The sequence below is a fragment of the Sporomusa malonica genome (genome assembly GCF_900176355.1).
GTDB classification, from domain to species: domain Bacteria; phylum Bacillota; class Negativicutes; order Sporomusales; family Sporomusaceae; genus Sporomusa; species Sporomusa malonica.
Genome location: NZ_FWXI01000013.1, coordinates 25,071 through 39,570 on the forward strand (window position 1 = coordinate 25,071; position 14,500 = coordinate 39,570).

Annotated in this window: 14 protein-coding genes; 9 read left to right on the top strand and 5 right to left on the bottom strand. The window is 46.0% G+C overall.

All coding sequences use genetic code 11. The features are described from left to right. Window positions 1-44 precede the first annotated feature (44 nt). From rnpA to jag, 4 genes are read left to right on the top strand one after another with little or no spacing between them, the layout of a single operon-like run. Entirely contained in the window at window positions 45-407 is a 363-nt protein-coding gene (rnpA, locus tag B9A22_RS14795; protein WP_084576658.1) for a ribonuclease P protein component, read from the top strand. After that, window positions 404-622, top strand: coding sequence for a membrane protein insertion efficiency factor YidD (gene yidD, locus B9A22_RS14800; protein WP_084576659.1), 219 nt, complete (start codon window positions 404-406; stop codon window positions 620-622). The genes rnpA and yidD overlap by 4 nt, the downstream gene beginning before the upstream one ends. Before the next feature lie 55 nt (window positions 623-677). Next, on the top strand, window positions 678-1,307 hold the full coding sequence (locus B9A22_RS14805) for a YidC/Oxa1 family membrane protein insertase (RefSeq protein ID WP_084576827.1): 630 nt from the start codon (window positions 678-680) through the stop codon (window positions 1,305-1,307). A 3-nt stretch (window positions 1,308-1,310) separates the two neighbouring features. Further along, window positions 1,311-1,946: an RNA-binding cell elongation regulator Jag/EloR gene (gene jag, locus B9A22_RS14810; protein ID WP_084576661.1), complete on the top strand. Its 636-nt coding sequence runs from the start codon at window positions 1,311-1,313 to the stop codon at window positions 1,944-1,946. A 135-nt stretch (window positions 1,947-2,081) separates the two neighbouring features. Here jag and B9A22_RS14815 read toward each other — a convergent pair whose 3' ends face one another. Continuing rightward, on the bottom strand, window positions 2,082-2,741 hold the full coding sequence (locus tag B9A22_RS14815) for a hypothetical protein (RefSeq protein ID WP_176215535.1): 660 nt from the start codon (window positions 2,739-2,741) through the stop codon (window positions 2,082-2,084). Window positions 2,742-3,078: 337 nt separating this feature from the next. On the opposite strand from B9A22_RS14815, the gene B9A22_RS14820 reads away from it, so the two are divergent. Next, entirely contained in the window at window positions 3,079-3,846 is a 768-nt protein-coding gene (locus B9A22_RS14820) for a sulfite exporter TauE/SafE family protein (RefSeq protein ID WP_084576665.1), read from the top strand. Window positions 3,847-3,986: 140 nt separating this feature from the next. Here the strand turns inward: B9A22_RS14820 and B9A22_RS14825 are convergent, their stop codons facing one another. Continuing rightward, window positions 3,987-4,889, bottom strand: coding sequence for a chemotaxis protein (locus tag B9A22_RS14825; RefSeq protein ID WP_245824000.1), 903 nt, complete (start codon window positions 4,887-4,889; stop codon window positions 3,987-3,989). A 266-nt stretch (window positions 4,890-5,155) separates the two neighbouring features. Here B9A22_RS14825 and mnmE point away from each other — a divergent pair, with 266 nt between their 5' ends. From mnmE to noc, 4 genes are all read left to right on the top strand, one after another. Beyond that, complete coding sequence (gene mnmE / locus B9A22_RS14830) at window positions 5,156-6,541, top strand: tRNA uridine-5-carboxymethylaminomethyl(34) synthesis GTPase MnmE (protein WP_084576828.1); 1,386 nt, start codon at window positions 5,156-5,158, stop codon at window positions 6,539-6,541. 16 nt (window positions 6,542-6,557) lie between these two features. Beyond that, complete coding sequence (mnmG, locus tag B9A22_RS14835) at window positions 6,558-8,432, top strand: tRNA uridine-5-carboxymethylaminomethyl(34) synthesis enzyme MnmG (RefSeq protein WP_084576668.1); 1,875 nt, start codon at window positions 6,558-6,560, stop codon at window positions 8,430-8,432. 12 nt (window positions 8,433-8,444) lie between these two features. Next, window positions 8,445-9,164: a 16S rRNA (guanine(527)-N(7))-methyltransferase RsmG gene (gene rsmG, locus B9A22_RS14840; protein WP_084576670.1), complete on the top strand. Its 720-nt coding sequence runs from the start codon at window positions 8,445-8,447 to the stop codon at window positions 9,162-9,164. A 78-nt stretch (window positions 9,165-9,242) separates the two neighbouring features. Further along, the gene (gene noc / locus B9A22_RS14845; RefSeq protein ID WP_084576672.1) at window positions 9,243-10,193 is read left to right on the top strand and encodes a nucleoid occlusion protein; all 951 of its coding nucleotides are present in this window, start codon (window positions 9,243-9,245) and stop codon (window positions 10,191-10,193) included. A 150-nt stretch (window positions 10,194-10,343) separates the two neighbouring features. Here the strand turns inward: noc and B9A22_RS14850 are convergent, their stop codons facing one another. From B9A22_RS14850 to B9A22_RS14860, 3 genes are read right to left on the bottom strand one after another with little or no spacing between them, the layout of a single operon-like run. Then, window positions 10,344-11,267 carry an ADP-ribosylglycohydrolase family protein gene (locus B9A22_RS14850; RefSeq protein ID WP_084576673.1) on the bottom strand — a complete coding sequence of 308 codons (924 nt, stop codon included), beginning with the start codon at window positions 11,265-11,267 and terminating at the stop codon, window positions 10,344-10,346. Between the two features lie 12 nt (window positions 11,268-11,279). Further along, window positions 11,280-13,646, bottom strand: coding sequence for a homocysteine S-methyltransferase family protein (locus B9A22_RS14855; protein ID WP_084576675.1), 2,367 nt, complete (start codon window positions 13,644-13,646; stop codon window positions 11,280-11,282). Then, window positions 13,646-14,332 carry a hypothetical protein gene (locus B9A22_RS14860; protein ID WP_084576677.1) on the bottom strand — a complete coding sequence of 229 codons (687 nt, stop codon included), beginning with the start codon at window positions 14,330-14,332 and terminating at the stop codon, window positions 13,646-13,648. Before B9A22_RS14860 ends, B9A22_RS14855 begins: the two co-directional genes overlap by 1 nt. Window positions 14,333-14,500: the final 168 nt, after the last annotated feature.

A 14,500-nucleotide genomic window follows, 5' to 3' on the forward strand; every position in this document is an offset into this window, starting at 1 on the left:
TAAGCAGCCCTGAGAAAAATAATGAAGAAACCGGATGATTAACTATGGTCAAAAGGTTTGCCCTGCCCAAGTGTAGCAGGCTTTGTCAGAATAAGAGCTTTCAAGCAGTATATCGTGCAGGCAAGTCATATGCCAACAAGTATTTGGTGCTTTATGTCTTGCCTAATCGAACTGCTAAACGCCAGATTGGTTTTGCCGCCGGCAAACGACTAGGCTGTGCTGTTGTGCGCAATCGCCTTAAGCGTTTGTTAAGGGAATCATATCGTCTCCACCAGAGTAACCTTATTAATGGTGTCGATTTAGTGCTTGTTGCCCGCCAGCCGTTAACTAATGCCGGCTTAGCGCAGGTAAATCGAGCATTTTTAGAGCTCTGTGCAAAAGCTAAAATAATGGTGGAGAAGTCATGAAAAAAATAGTTACTTTATTAATTGTCGGCGCTATTAAGTTTTATCGGCTATTTATATCGCCGCTAAAACCGCCTAGCTGCCGGTTTGTACCGACATGCTCTGAGTATGCGTTAACAGCTATCGAAAGGTATGGGATTGCCCGCGGCTTGGTGATGGCTATACGACGTGTCTTGCGTTGCCATCCCTTTCACCCTGGCGGGTATGATCCTGTTTAAATAAACAGCCAATTATTTGCAGGAGGGAAATTTCTTGGATTTTTTAAGCAATATCATGCAGAGTGCATTGACTTTCTTTTATAATTTGACAGCTAGCGCAGGTTATGCCAATTATGGTATAGCGATAATTCTTCTAACCATCGCCATTAAAGCGCTGATGTATCCGCTGACTGTTAAGCAGGTAAAATCAATGAAGGCCATGCAGGACATTCAGCCAAAAATGAAGGAGCTTCAGGAAAAATACAAAGGCAACCCAGAGAAGCTCAACAAGGAACTGGCTAATTTATACAAAGAGGCTGGGGTAAATCCTCTGGCTGGCTGTTTACCGCTGCTAGTTCAAATGCCGTTCTTAATTGCCATATTCTTCGCGATTCGCGATTATCAATATGCCCAGCTGCCGCCAAGCTTTTTATGGATGACAGATTTGGCTCAGCCTGATCCTACATATATATTACCGATACTTTCGGCACTCACTACCTTCATTCAGCAAAAACAGACGACAACAGAGATGACCCAGCAAAATAAGATGATGCTGATATTCATGCCGATTTTCATTGGTTATATTAGTTTAACCTTCCCAGGCGGTTTAGTACTCTACTGGGTAGTAAGCAATCTTTCTCAAATTGCTCAGCAGTGGTTTATGTATCGTAATAGTGCGTCAGTTGCTCGTGAGGAGGCACGCTAATTTATGAATGATAAGCTTACAGTTTCAGAAAAGACTGGAAAAACGATCGAAGAGGCTATTGAACTTGCACTGGCCGAACTAGGGGTAAGCCGCGATCGCGTTGACCATGAGGTGTTGGAAGTACCTAGTAAAGGATTATTTGGGTTTATCGGCTCCAAACTCGCTAAGGTAAGAGTGGCTATTCGTCCCATTGATCCGATCGACGTGGCCAAGCAATTTTTAGAGTCAGTCTTTAAGGCCATGAACATTACTGTGAGTATGGAAAAGAAAAATCAGGATGACCATGTAGTTATTAATCTGCGTGGCGAAGATTTAGGCATTCTTATTGGCAAACACGGTCAAACGCTTGATGCTTTGCAATATCTTACCAATCTTGCTGCCAACCGTGATGCTGACGAGCGCAGCCGGATTGTGCTTGATGTAGAGGACTATCGCAAACGCAGGGCAGAAACGCTTTCGCGCTTGGCGATGAGGCTGGCAGATAAGGTTAAAAGACGGGGAGAACGGGTAGTTCTTGAACCTATGAGCCCACAAGAGCGCAAGATTATTCATATGGCGCTCCAGAGTGATAATCGGATTGTGACATATAGCGAAGGTGACGAACCCTATCGCAAGGTAGTTATCTCCTTAAAGAAATAAATAAATAGTAAAGCCAGGGATGAAGTCCCTGGCTTTACTTATGTGAGTCTACCAGAATTTACAACGCAATTTTGTTGACATAAGAACGACTAAGGCTTCTGCCGGCGTCCTGAAGGACTTGGCACAAGCCAAGTCTTATCTTATGATTGTGCGTTCATATAGTTGGCCGCAGTGGCATCTCTCGTCAGGAGGTGCGCTGTCTGCATAATCTTCTGATATGTAGCCGCAACCGATACATTTTGTCTTAAGTTTTATTAAATATTTTTTTGCCGCTTTGGCTTTCCTTATGGCCATTTTACTTGCAGTCAGGTATTCTGCCGGTATTGTGAAAATATCGGTTTGGCAGCCGTTTAGATCAGCGTAGCTTATAGACAGGCTGTTAGCTTGGATTGGGTCAGAAGAGGCAGTCATTTGATTGTAGGGGATAATGAGTGAGCGGCATTCTTTATCACCGTCTGGTTTGTCAATAAAATATACAGCATGACTGGTTATCACTAAAGCACCGTCTGAACCTAAAAAGTTTGCAGGAACAATTATGTGTATTGTTTCTCCCAACCAGAGTTTGGGTGGAACATCAACAAGCAGTAATTGCAATTCAGGGCTTAAATCTAAAAGACCAGGGTAAATTTTATATAAAGCCAAAGATGGCGGTACGCCATCAGTAGTAACGGTTATTGCCGCTTTTTCAGCTGTAAATGCCCGCAGTACAGGAACAATAGTATCAACTTTACCCTTATATATAATAACAGCTGGCATCTGATCAAGAGCCATTCTTATAGCTAGTTTTCCCCTCATTAGCACGGTTTCCAGACGGGAACCGAGCTTTTCCCGGCGGGAACACCCTTTAATTATAATGCTGTAATACTTGTGTTCGCAGACCATTCAGACACCTCACTTTTACCAATATTGTACACTGCCAGTTAACTATTGACAATAAAGAAAACACGGCTTGCGCCGAGCCTTAGCAAAAGCGGAAAAGCCACCTGTGCCCTTTGGGTAATGTTGCCCTTATCCAGACGGAAAGTTATACTTTCTTACAGGATAAAAAGACAGCGAAATAATCCTTGATTTATAAAGTGCGTAAGGTTTATGATAATAACGTCGCAATCTTACCATAACAGGAGATGTTATCTTGGAAAGTATAAGTCCGGAAATCATTGTTTTTTTACTTGTAGCAGGCTTTATTGGTTCATTTATTGACTCGGTAGTCGGTGGCGGCGGTCTGATATCATTGCCGGCGCTTATGTTTACCGGTTTACCTCCCAGTGTAGTGCTGGGTACTAATAAGATCGCCGGTACTATGTCATCAATGACAAGCACTATTTCATTTTTACGATCAGGAAAAGTCGACTGTCGGTTGGTTGCCTGGTTGTTTCCGTTATCTTTTGGCGGCTCGGTTTTGGGTGCATATACTGTACGGCATATTCCTCCGGAATTCTTAAAGCCGCTGGTGGTTGTGCTATTAGTGCTAGTTGCCATCTATACGGTTTTAAAAAAAGACTGGGGTTCTGAGTCTACCTATCAGGGGTTAACCACCAAGACAAAGTTTTTTATTGGACTGGCTGCCTTTAGTATCGGGTTTTATGATGGTTTTTTTGGGCCTGGGGCTGGTTCATTTTTTATTTTTGCATTTTTACTGTTAGGTTTTGATTTTATTGTAGCTGCTGGTAATGCGAAAGTAATGAATTTTGCCAGTAATATTGCAGCAGTGACCACCTTTATCTATCTGGACTCAGTTAATTTTCAATATGGACTGATTATGGGGGGCGCCATGATTGCCGGGGCGATTGTCGGCTCGCGCCTGGCTATTAAGAGTGGTACCGCTTATGTGCGTCCACTGTTTATTGGGATGACTAGTTTGTTGATTGGTAAGCAGCTATGGGATTTGATGCTAAAATAGAATTGTGGGTTAAAAAAACGACTACCCGGAAAGGGCAGTCGTTTTTCTTACCCTCATAGAAAGGTTAACTTTCTTCAAGACAGGATAAGGAAAACAGCAGCTTGCGCTATTGCCAAAGGCTTGGCGTAAGCTGTGTTTCGTTACAGAATATGTTTATCAATCAGGTCGATTAGTTGAACAATTTCAGGTTTGGACACCTGTCCGTTGGCACCGATGGACTGGCCTTTAAGCCGCATCTCTTCATTGATAAGCGAAGAGAAGATAACAACAGGCAAATGTTTAAACTTATCATTTTCTTTAATGCGCTTAGTGAGATGGTGGCCATCCATTTGCGGCATCTCAATGTCTGTTATCACAAGCTGGATGTGGTTTTCAATCGGTTCACCGCCAGCGGCCAGCTGTTCAATTTTATTCCAGGCAGCTTGTCCGTTTTCTGTCGCGATGACATTGGCATAGCCTGCATTGTGGAGGGTGCCTAATAACAAATCGCGCAGCATCTTGGAATCTTCAGCAACTAAAATAGTTTTGGTTTTGCGAATATCAATTATATCAGCAGGTTTTTTTGTAAATTCATTAAATTTTTGGTTCATATCTGGGTTGATATCGGCTACTATTTTTTCAAAGTCCAGCAGGACGACCATTTTATCGGTCATTTTAATAATGCCGACAACCATATCCGAGTTTGCGATATGAGGAGGCGGTTCCATGGCTGTCCAGGAAATACGATGAATGCGCGAAACTTCGTCAACAAGGAAGGCAACATAGTAATTATTTAGTTCGCTTACAATAATCTTAGGGGAAGTTGTTGAGGATTCAGCGCCAAGGCAACGCGGCAGATTAACCAGCGGCATAACACGGCCGCGCAAAGTGAAGATACCATCAACCCATGGATGGACGGTAGGCATTTTGGTGACAGGTATGGGGTTAATGACTTCCCTTACTTTTGCCACATTAATACCATAGCTGACAGGGCCAATTGAAAATTCCACTATCTCAAACTCATTAGTACCAGTTTCCAGCAAAATCCCCTTTTTATCAGACATTGCCATCCCTTCTTTCTCTTATGAATAACGCACAATATAGCGATATGTATAGATAATTACTATTTCTATGTTATGGTTATTTTACCTGCTAAAGTTATGTCGAATAATAAAATTATGTGTATTTTTTATTTTCCCAGTAAATACTATATTAATTATTTATTTTTGCAGGAACAGTGGAAAGTATAGGGAATATTAATAATTTTACAGTATAATTAAATAATCAAATTATGGTTACTATGCGCAAGGAGTGGAAGTTATTGAATGTGCTGACCAGCGATGATACTATTAGCGCTATAGCCACGGCGATCGGTGAGGGCGGCATTGGCATTGTCAGGGTAAGCGGCAGTAAGGCTGTAGCTATTGCGGACAAGCTGTTTATCGGTAAAACAGGCAAGCGGGCTGCTGATATTCTGTCCCATCAAGTTGTTTATGGTGATATTGTTGACCCGGGTAGCGGTGAAACGATCGATGAGGCAATACTGATTATTATGCGCGGTCCACGGTCTTATACCCGTGAGGATATTGTCGAGATTCATTGTCATGGCGGCCCAGTGCCGTTAAGGCGTATTTTGGATTTGACGCTTACGCTGGGTGCCAGGCTGGCTGAGCCTGGTGAGTTTACTAAACGGGCATTTTTGAGCGGGCGCCTTGATTTGGCTCAGGCCGAGGCGGTCATTGATATAATCAGATCAAAAACAGATGCTTCCCTTAGGGTGGCAGTAGGTAATCTGTCAGGGACTTTATCTGGCGAGATTAAACACTTACGCCATGATATCCTCAAGATGATTGCCCAGCTAGAGGCAGCCATTGATTTTCCTGAAGAGGATATTGAGGAAGCGGCAGCTGCTGATGTCGCTGAGCTAATTGTCAAGGCTAACGCTGAGATTGGTAAACTCCTATCCACAGCTCAGACAGGCCGGATTTTGCGTGAGGGTCTGGCAACTGTTATTGTTGGTAAGCCCAATGTTGGTAAATCAAGCCTGCTCAATGCCCTGCTGCGGGAAAAGCGGGCTATTGTTACCGATATACCAGGAACGACCAGAGATATTATCGAGGAATATGTTAATATTCGCGGCATACCGCTTAAAATTATTGATACAGCAGGTATTCGTGAGACAACCGATGTTGTGGAGAAAATTGGCGTAGAGCGGGCTAAGGAGCTTGTAAATCAGGCAGATCTTATTTTACTGCTTTTAGATGCCTCCATGCCACTGTCTGCTGAAGACCGGGCTGTATTAGAGCTGCTTGCAGGCAGACAAGCCATTATTCTTGTGAATAAGAGTGATTTGCCATCCTTGCTTGAGTTTGAGGAACTAAAAAAGGCTGCAGGCAACCGGCTGGTATTAAAAATTTCTGTAACCCAAGGGGATGGACTGGCTGAATTGGAGCAAGCAATCGCTGATTTAGTTTACAGTGGTCATGTCAGTCAGGGGGAAGCTGCTTTTGTTAACAATGTTCGTCATGCTGACGCGTTAAGGCATACCAGTCAGCGGCTGGAAGAAGCCCTGGCAACAATTGAAGCTGGCATGCCGCCTGATTGTATTGTTGTTGACCTCCGAGCCGCCTGGGAGAAGCTTGGTGAAATTACCGGTGATACGGTTGGTGAAGATATAATTGACCAGATATTTACTCAGTTTTGTATCGGGAAGTAAGAATGAGGTGGAAATTTTGTTTCAAGCAAATAATTATGACGTAGTAGTCATCGGTGCTGGGCATGCTGGCTGTGAGGCAGCGCTGGCTGCGGCCCGGCTGGGATGCCGGACACTGATTACTACGCTTAATATGGATAATATTGCGATGATGCCCTGTAATCCGGCAGTAGGTGGACCGGCTAAAGGCCATCTGGTGCGGGAGATAGACGCATTGGGCGGCGAAATGGGTGTTAATACTGATAAGACCTGTATTCAAGTGCGTATGCTCAATACAGGTAAAGGACCTGCTGTTCATGCTTTGCGGGCACAGGCTGATAAACAGTTGTATCAAATGGCTATGAAGCATACGCTGGAGAAACAGCCGAATCTTGATGTTAAACAAGCACTTGTTGACAACATTCTTGTCGAAAATGGACAGGTAACAGGCATAGTTACTGAGCTGGGAGAAGTATATGGTTCTAAGTGCGTAATTATCGCCACAGGCACTTATCTGCGCGGCAAGATTATCATAGGCGATATTAACTATCCTGGCGGTCCTGCTGGTCAGCGGCCGGCTGAAAAGCTGTCTGAGGCAATCCGCGGACTAGGCATCTCGCTTATGAGGTTTAAAACCGGTACCCCGGCCAGGGTGGATGCCCGCACTGTTGATACCAGTAAGATGACTATTCAGCCTGGCGATGATATAACCCACAATTTCTCTTTTATGAGTGATATTATAACGCGGGAGCAGACGCCCTGCTGGCTTACATATACCAATGAGGAGACTCATGCCATTATCAGAGCCAATATGCACCGTTCGCCTTTATATATGGGAGTTATCGAGGGAACAGGACCGCGTTATTGTCCATCAATTGAGGATAAGGTCGTGCGGTTTGCTGATAAATTGTCTCATCAGGTATTTGTTGAGCCAGAAGGAACAGGCACTACCGAAATGTATATTCAAGGTATGTCTACAAGCCTGCCTGTGGATGTTCAATTAGCTTTTCTGCGAACTATTCCTGGTTTAGAGAAGGCGGAAATTATGCGTGCAGGCTATGCCATTGAGTATGATTGTGTTGACCCGACTGAACTTAAACCAACCCTTGAGACTAAAAAGATTGGTGGGTTGTTTTCCTCAGGGCAGGCGAATGGTACATCAGGTTACGAAGAGGCTGCCGCTCAGGGGCTTATGGCTGGCATTAACGCTGCCCTCTTGGCCCAAGCTAAGCCCCCCTTCATTTTATCGCGCTCAGAGGCTTATATTGGCGTTCTGATTGATGACTTAGTAACCAAGGGTACCTCTGAGCCTTACCGGATTATGACCTCACGGGCCGAATACCGGCTAATTCTGCGCCAAGACAACGCCGACCTTAGATTGACTGAAAGAGGCCGCGAAATTGGTCTTGTGAGTGATGAGCGGTATCAACGGTTTACTGCTAAACAGCAAGCTGTTCAAAGCACGCTTACTCTCTTAAAAAGTAAGCAGATTACACCAGTACCTGAGATGCAAAACAGGTTGGCCGCTCTCGGCACTGCTGAACTACGGACAGGCATTACGCTGTATGATCTGCTTAGGCGCACAGAAGTGAACTATGAGGCCATGCGTACCCAATTTGACTTGCCGGAGATACCGTCCTTGGTACGGGAACAGGTCGAGATTGCCGTTAAGTATGAGGGGTATATCCAAAAGCAATTTGAACAGGTCGAGCGCTCAGCCAAATTGGAAGCAAAACACCTGCCAGATGATATTGATTACAGTCAAATCAGTGGTCTGGCGCTGGAAGCCCGGCAGAAACTTAATAAAATCCGGCCATTGTCAGTTGGCCAGGCAGCACGCATATCAGGGGTTTCCCCGGCCGATATCTCCATACTCATGGTGTACCTGGAACAGCGGCGGGGCCGACAAGAGTAAGGGAGCTGTTTTATGGAACATTTTAAAGATCTGCTGGCGCAGGCAGCGGCAAAATACGGACTGAACCTGTCAGAAGGCCAGATTGAGGCCATGAATACTTACTACCGTCTGCTTATTGAATGGAATGAAAAAATAAACCTGACTGCCATTACCCAGCCTCATGAAGTGGCTGTTAAACATATGATTGACTCACTATCTTGCTACCAGGAGGATATCTTTAATTCCGGCACCAGCATAATTGATGTTGGCACAGGTGCTGGTTTCCCTGGTATTCCCCTTAAGATTTATCAGCCTGACCTAAAACTTACGCTTATGGATTCGCTCAATAAACGCCTGCTATTTTTGCGGAAGGTCACAGACACTCTTACCCTTGAGGGGGTGGATATTGTTCATGCTCGAGCAGAGGAAGGCGGCAAAAATAAGCTGCATCGTGAGAAATACCAGATAGCCGTGTCGCGGGCGGTGGCCAGATTGAATGTTCTGTGTGAACTATGTCTGCCGTTTGTTAAAACAGGCGGCTGGTTTATTGCGCTTAAAGGAGCCCAGTATGAGGATGAAGCGGCAGAAGCTGCCAAGGCAATAACTATTCTAGGTGGCAGGCTTGAACGGATTGAGCCAGTTAACCTCCCAGGGCTTGTTGATAAGCGGGCTGTAATCTATATCAGAAAGATTGCAGCCACCCCGCAGGATTATCCCCGTCGCCCAGGCACACCTGAAAAAAAGCCGCTTTAATTTAGAGGAAAATTCCATTGGCTGCAGAATATAGAGAATAAAGCATGTCCCTAATGTTGTTTTGTAGGTGGTGGAAACATGAGAAACTTGGCCAGACTGTTTGGTATTGGAGAGGCTTCGCCAACTGTTCCCGAACTTGTTCCAGAAAGTATCCCGACTGATACTATTAAAGAAACAGATGCAGCTAATACTGCTCCTAATAATACAGATTTAGGCTCTGGTATTGAATCTCAGTCAGTCCAACTAGTCTCACCAGAAGCTATTATGCCCAATCGGTTCCAACCCCGTAAGACATTTAATGACGATTCTCTTAAGGAATTGGCCGCGTCTATTCGTGAGTTCGGCGTAATTCAGCCACTCCTGGTTCGCCGTCAAGGGGAAGCATATGAATTGGTTGCTGGCGAACGGCGGCTGAGGGCCTCCCGGTTGGCTGGTCTTGCTGAGGTTCCGGTTATTGTGCGGGAACTAGAGGATCAAGAAATGGCTGAACTGGCGATGATCGAAAACCTGCAGCGGGAAGATTTGCACTTTTTGGAAGAGGCTGAAGGCTATCAACATCTGATTGCAAGCTTTAACTTTACCCAAGAGGAGTTAGCCCGAAGAGTAGGGAAAAATCAATCTACCATTGCCAATAAACTTCGCTTATTAAAATTGGCTCCTGAAATACGCCAATCGGTTGTTGGCCAAAACTTAACCGAGCGCCACGCTCGGGCTTTGCTAAAGCTGGATGATACCCAGGTGCAAATGGAAGTACTTGACGGGGTAAAGGAAAAGGGTTTAAATGTTCGGGAAACCGAAGACTTAATAGAAACCTATTCCGGGAATATTTCCCGGGAAAAGGAAAAACAGGCAACGCCAAGGCAGACTGTCGTAAAGATTATTAAAGATGTCCGCATTTTTATTAATACTATCAATAGTGTAATTAGCCAAATGAAGAAAAGTGGTATGGATATTAAGGTTAAGCAGGATATTGAAGGTGATTATGTTAATATCAATATCCAGGTGAAAAACAATCGAAAAAGTAGTTAATACTATTATCTAAATAAAGAAAACATGGCTTGCGCCGAGCCTTTGGCGAAAGCGGAAGCCGATGTTGCCTTATCCAGACGGAAAGTTTTACTTTCTTACAGGATAAATAAAGTCCTGACACCGGGAAATGGGTGCCAGGACTTTTTCTATTCAGTTATTTAAGGTGATCTTTAATAGATTGTCTGCTGTTTCCTCAATGTACTCCCGCCTGTAGAGCATTGCAAGCCACTCAGACGGTATGGCAGCTTTGCCGTAATAAGCACCGGCAAGTTGACCATAAACAGCTCCGGTGGTATCAGCGTCTTCGCCGAGGTTTACTGCCAAAAGTGCACCTTGTCTAAAGTTGTCGCTGTGGTAGAAGGCCCATAGTGCGGCTTCCAGTGAATCGGCGACATAGCCTGTACCGCGAATAGCAGGCGGGTTGCTATATTTGAACGATCCTGCGGCTATATCGCTAATTTTGCCAGCAAGTGGAGGATTCCAGGATGTTGATAAAGGGGAATAACTGTCAGATAACAAAGAAGCTTTATCGAGGCCACTGAGTGAGCCGATAATCAGGGCAGCTAAGTATCGGCACGCATCAACAGCCTCGGCTGCAGCATGGGTGGTACGGGAGCTGGCGGCAGCCAGGTCAATCGCTAAAGCGGGATTGGCGGCAAAGGCTAAAGGAATAGGGGCTAGGCGCATAATAGAACCGTTACCGGCAGTACGGGGATCATTAGAGCCGGCATAAGGCTGACTAGTACGGCCATAGGTATCAAGTGCGCTCCGCACGGTATTACCGATATCAAAGCAGGTGCCGGTGCTGCTTAAATAGCCTTCTTTGTACCAGCGAACATAGCGATCCATCTGGTCAGCAGGGTTAAAACCCTGACAGCTGATTAAACTGTCTGCCAGGCATAGGGCCATACTTGTATCATCAGTCCATTCTCCCGGCTTGAGGTTAAAAGGGCCGCCCCCAATTAGTCCGGTTACTGGGGTAAAGCTGCCAGGCGTTTTGAACTCCAGCGGCATTCCTAAAGCATCGCATATGGCTAGGCCTAATAAAGCGCCACGGTAACGATCTTGAGCCATGACAGCCGCCTCCTAGCACCCCAGTAATTTTTTAGCAATGTTGACAGCCGCTACGCCGTTGGCGGCGTAGGCATCAGCCCCGGCCTGCCTGGCATAGCTTTCTGTAAGAACAGCACCACCCACAATGGATTTACCAGTATAGCCTGCGGCTTTGAGTGCGGAAATAGTTATGTCTACTTGCGGCAGGGTAGTAGTCATTAGTGCACATAGGCCCACAAGCTGTGCCTGATGTTCTTTAGCGGCGGCTACTATGGTTTCAGGGGCAACGTCTTTGCCTAAATCAATCACGGTAAAGCCGTTGTTTTCCATAAGAGCGGCGACAATATTTTTGCCTAGGTCGTGAATATCGCCTTTGACTGTGGCTAATAGTACTGTTCCTAAGCTTTGGGTAGTGTGGGATGGAAGTACCTCTTTAATGGTCATAAAGGCAGTGCGCATAGTCTCGGCTGATAAAAGCACCTGGGGTAGGAAACAGCGGCCTTGGCCGAAGGCCTGGCCGACTTCATTCATGGCTGCCGTCAGTGCCTGTTCAGTAATGGTAAGAGGAGTATGATGCTCGGCAAGCGCCTGGCGAATGAGGGGAACAACACCTGTTGTTTCGCCATTGACTACTGTTTGGCGAATTTGCGTTAATATATCAGGGGCCGCATTGCTGACAGCAGCTGTCTGGGCTGGCATATCCACATATTTTTTGCTATAGGCAATGGCCTGGTTGTCATGGCCGCCTAAGGCGGTGGCAGCTGACCATATATCCTGCATCAACGGATCAAAGGGGTTGAGGATCGGGGCATCAAGACCTGATGCCAGCGCCATAGCGCAAAACGCGGCATTCATTAAATCCCGGCGAGGCAGGCCAAAGGATACGTTACTGAGGCCCATTACGGCAGGGCAGCCAAGCTGTTCGCGATACAGTTTGAGGGTGAGGAGTGTTTCAGCCGCTGCCCGGCCATCTGTGGCAACTGTCATAACAAGTGCATCAAGCAGCAGGTCATGGCGGTTTAGCCCATGTGACAAGGCGATATCGATGATTTGTTGAGCAACTTTTATACGCTCTACTGCGGTAGTAGGGACACCGCTGTCTGATAACGGTAGACATAATACAGCTGCGCCGTATTTTTTTGCAAGCGGCAGGAAGCTCTCGAGTCTTTCTGTTTCAGCGGTAATCGAGTTAATCAGGGCGCGGCCGGGATATGCCTTGAGTCCGGCTTCAAGCGCGGCTGGGTCGGTTGTGTCGATGGCTAACGGCACATCAACTAAGACAGATAATTCCTCAACAGCCTGTTTCATGAGGGCGATTTGGTCAACACCAGGTACACCCATATTAACATCCAGGATACCGGCACCGGCTTTTATTTGAGCAAGGGCATCTTTTTTGACAGTAACAAAATTGCCTTCTTTAAGATCATTGGCTAAGGTCTTACGGCCAGTGGGGTTAATGCGTTCGCCGATAATGACTGGTGCGAACTGGGGTCCAAGGTATATGGCACGGGTGCGGCTAGTTAAAGCAGTAACATGTTGAAGGCGGCGCTCTGGTGGGCTGGGTAGTTTGTCTACGGTTTGTCTAATTGCTTTGATATGGGCAGGTGTAGTGCCGCAGCAACCGCCAATGAAGGTGGCTCCGGCAGCTGCCAGCTTAGGTATCCAGGCTGCCATTTCATCAGCTTGCATCGGGAAAACCGTCTGTCCATTTATGAGCTCAGGCATACCGGCATTTGGCTGAACACTAATTGGCAAAGAACAAGACTGGGCTAAGGTTTCAATAACCGGCAAAAGTTGGGCTGGTCCTAAAGAGCAGTTGGCGCCAATTATGCTTGCCCCCATAGCCTCTAAGGTAATTGCGGCTGTGCGCGGATCAGTACCTGTTACCGTGCGGCCATCGGCATCAAATGATAGCTGGCAGATAACAGGTTTGTTGGTTGCAGCCTTGGCTGCCAGGAGTGCAGCCCGCATCTCCTGAATATCAATAATGGTTTCAATCAGTATGTAGTCAACCCCGGCTTGATCCAGTGCGTGGATTTGTTCGTAAAATACATCATAGGCGGTATCGAAGGTCAGTTCGCCAAGTGGCGCGATAAATTTTCCGGTTGGACCGATAGAACCTGCTACCTTGGCATGAGTGCCAGCAGCTTGACGTGCCGCAGTGACACCTGCAGCATTGAGAGCTGCTACCTTTGATTCCAGACCATAATGCGTTAACTTAATGCGGTTAGCGCCAAAGGTATTGGTTTCTATGATAGTAGCGCCTGCCTCAACATATTGGCGATGAATGGCTATTACATTTTCTGGCTGCTCAATATTCCATAATTCAGGACACTGACCTGGCTCCAAACCCGCCTGGTGCAGCATTGTGCCCATGGCACCATCAAAAACATGGATCATTATCTATCGGTCTCCTTTCGCGCATGACAGCCCGGTTGCCCGCATTTATCGCAGGACAGCTCTTGCTGATGAGGTAAACTCAGTGCTTGGTGGTAGGGATATAAGCCAATTACAGCAGTAACTGATTTACGGGGTACAAGCATTTTTGTATCTGTAACGCTCAGATCAATGGTAGCGCCTGAGGCTAGAGCCAATATCTCTGGCTGTATGTCTACTGGCCAGCCGCCATAACCGGGACTGAAGCGCCTGCCTGCCGTAAGCCCTGTACGGGCGGCTTGCCCTGATATTACACTACAGACAGCATCACAGACTGCTTCTACAGCAGTTGTTCCGGCGGCATCTAATAACAGTCCTAAAGTATACTGGTCTCTGGAAAACAGGTTAGATACTTCTTGCTCTAGTGGTTGCCCAATTGTTACAGCCATTACTGCTACTTCGACTGCGCCACTTAAATGCTTAATAATGCTCTCTGCTGTGAGGCTAAGTGGATTAGGCGACATGATGGTATGTGAGTCTTGGTCATAGACATACACCTGCCAAACTCCTTTTGGGGTAGCCAGAAGCTGGGCTTGAGTGCATGCCTCCGTAAGGAGTGCGGCGGAAAAGTTTGCTTTACTACCTAGTCCTGCATAGCGTTTGGTTTCATCAAGGTCAACTGTTATCAAACGGGGGTGATATATCGGCATTAAGAGAACCTCCAGATTAAAGTGAGGTATTATTAGCATTATATTATATTTTGCCAATTAGTTAAAGCTGTGATGTTTACAGATTAACAAATTCTTTATAATTCTATTGTTATCAGTGATCAAGTTTTGCATATTAGCATTTTTTTGGCAGGAAATAACGCAACTGTG

Coding starts and splice junctions, on each gene's coding strand:
- rnpA (WP_084576658.1), top strand. CDS start 45: ATGGTCAAAAGGTTTGCCCTGCCCAAGTGTAGCAGGCTTTGTCAGAAT.
- yidD (WP_084576659.1), top strand. CDS start 404: ATGAAAAAAATAGTTACTTTATTAATTGTCGGCGCTATTAAGTTTTAT.
- B9A22_RS14805 (WP_084576827.1), top strand. CDS start 678: ATGCAGAGTGCATTGACTTTCTTTTATAATTTGACAGCTAGCGCAGGT.
- jag (WP_084576661.1), top strand. CDS start 1,311: ATGAATGATAAGCTTACAGTTTCAGAAAAGACTGGAAAAACGATCGAA.
- B9A22_RS14815 (WP_176215535.1), bottom strand. CDS start 2,741: ATGAGGGGAAAACTAGCTATAAGAATGGCTCTTGATCAGATGCCAGCT.
- B9A22_RS14825 (WP_245824000.1), bottom strand. CDS start 4,889: ATGTCTGATAAAAAGGGGATTTTGCTGGAAACTGGTACTAATGAGTTT.
- rsmG (WP_084576670.1), top strand. CDS start 8,445: ATGGAACATTTTAAAGATCTGCTGGCGCAGGCAGCGGCAAAATACGGA.
- noc (WP_084576672.1), top strand. CDS start 9,243: ATGAGAAACTTGGCCAGACTGTTTGGTATTGGAGAGGCTTCGCCAACT.
- B9A22_RS14850 (WP_084576673.1), bottom strand. CDS start 11,267: ATGGCTCAAGATCGTTACCGTGGCGCTTTATTAGGCCTAGCCATATGC.
- B9A22_RS14855 (WP_084576675.1), bottom strand. CDS start 13,646: ATGATCCATGTTTTTGATGGTGCCATGGGCACAATGCTGCACCAGGCG.
- B9A22_RS14860 (WP_084576677.1), bottom strand. CDS start 14,332: ATGCCGATATATCACCCCCGTTTGATAACAGTTGACCTTGATGAAACC.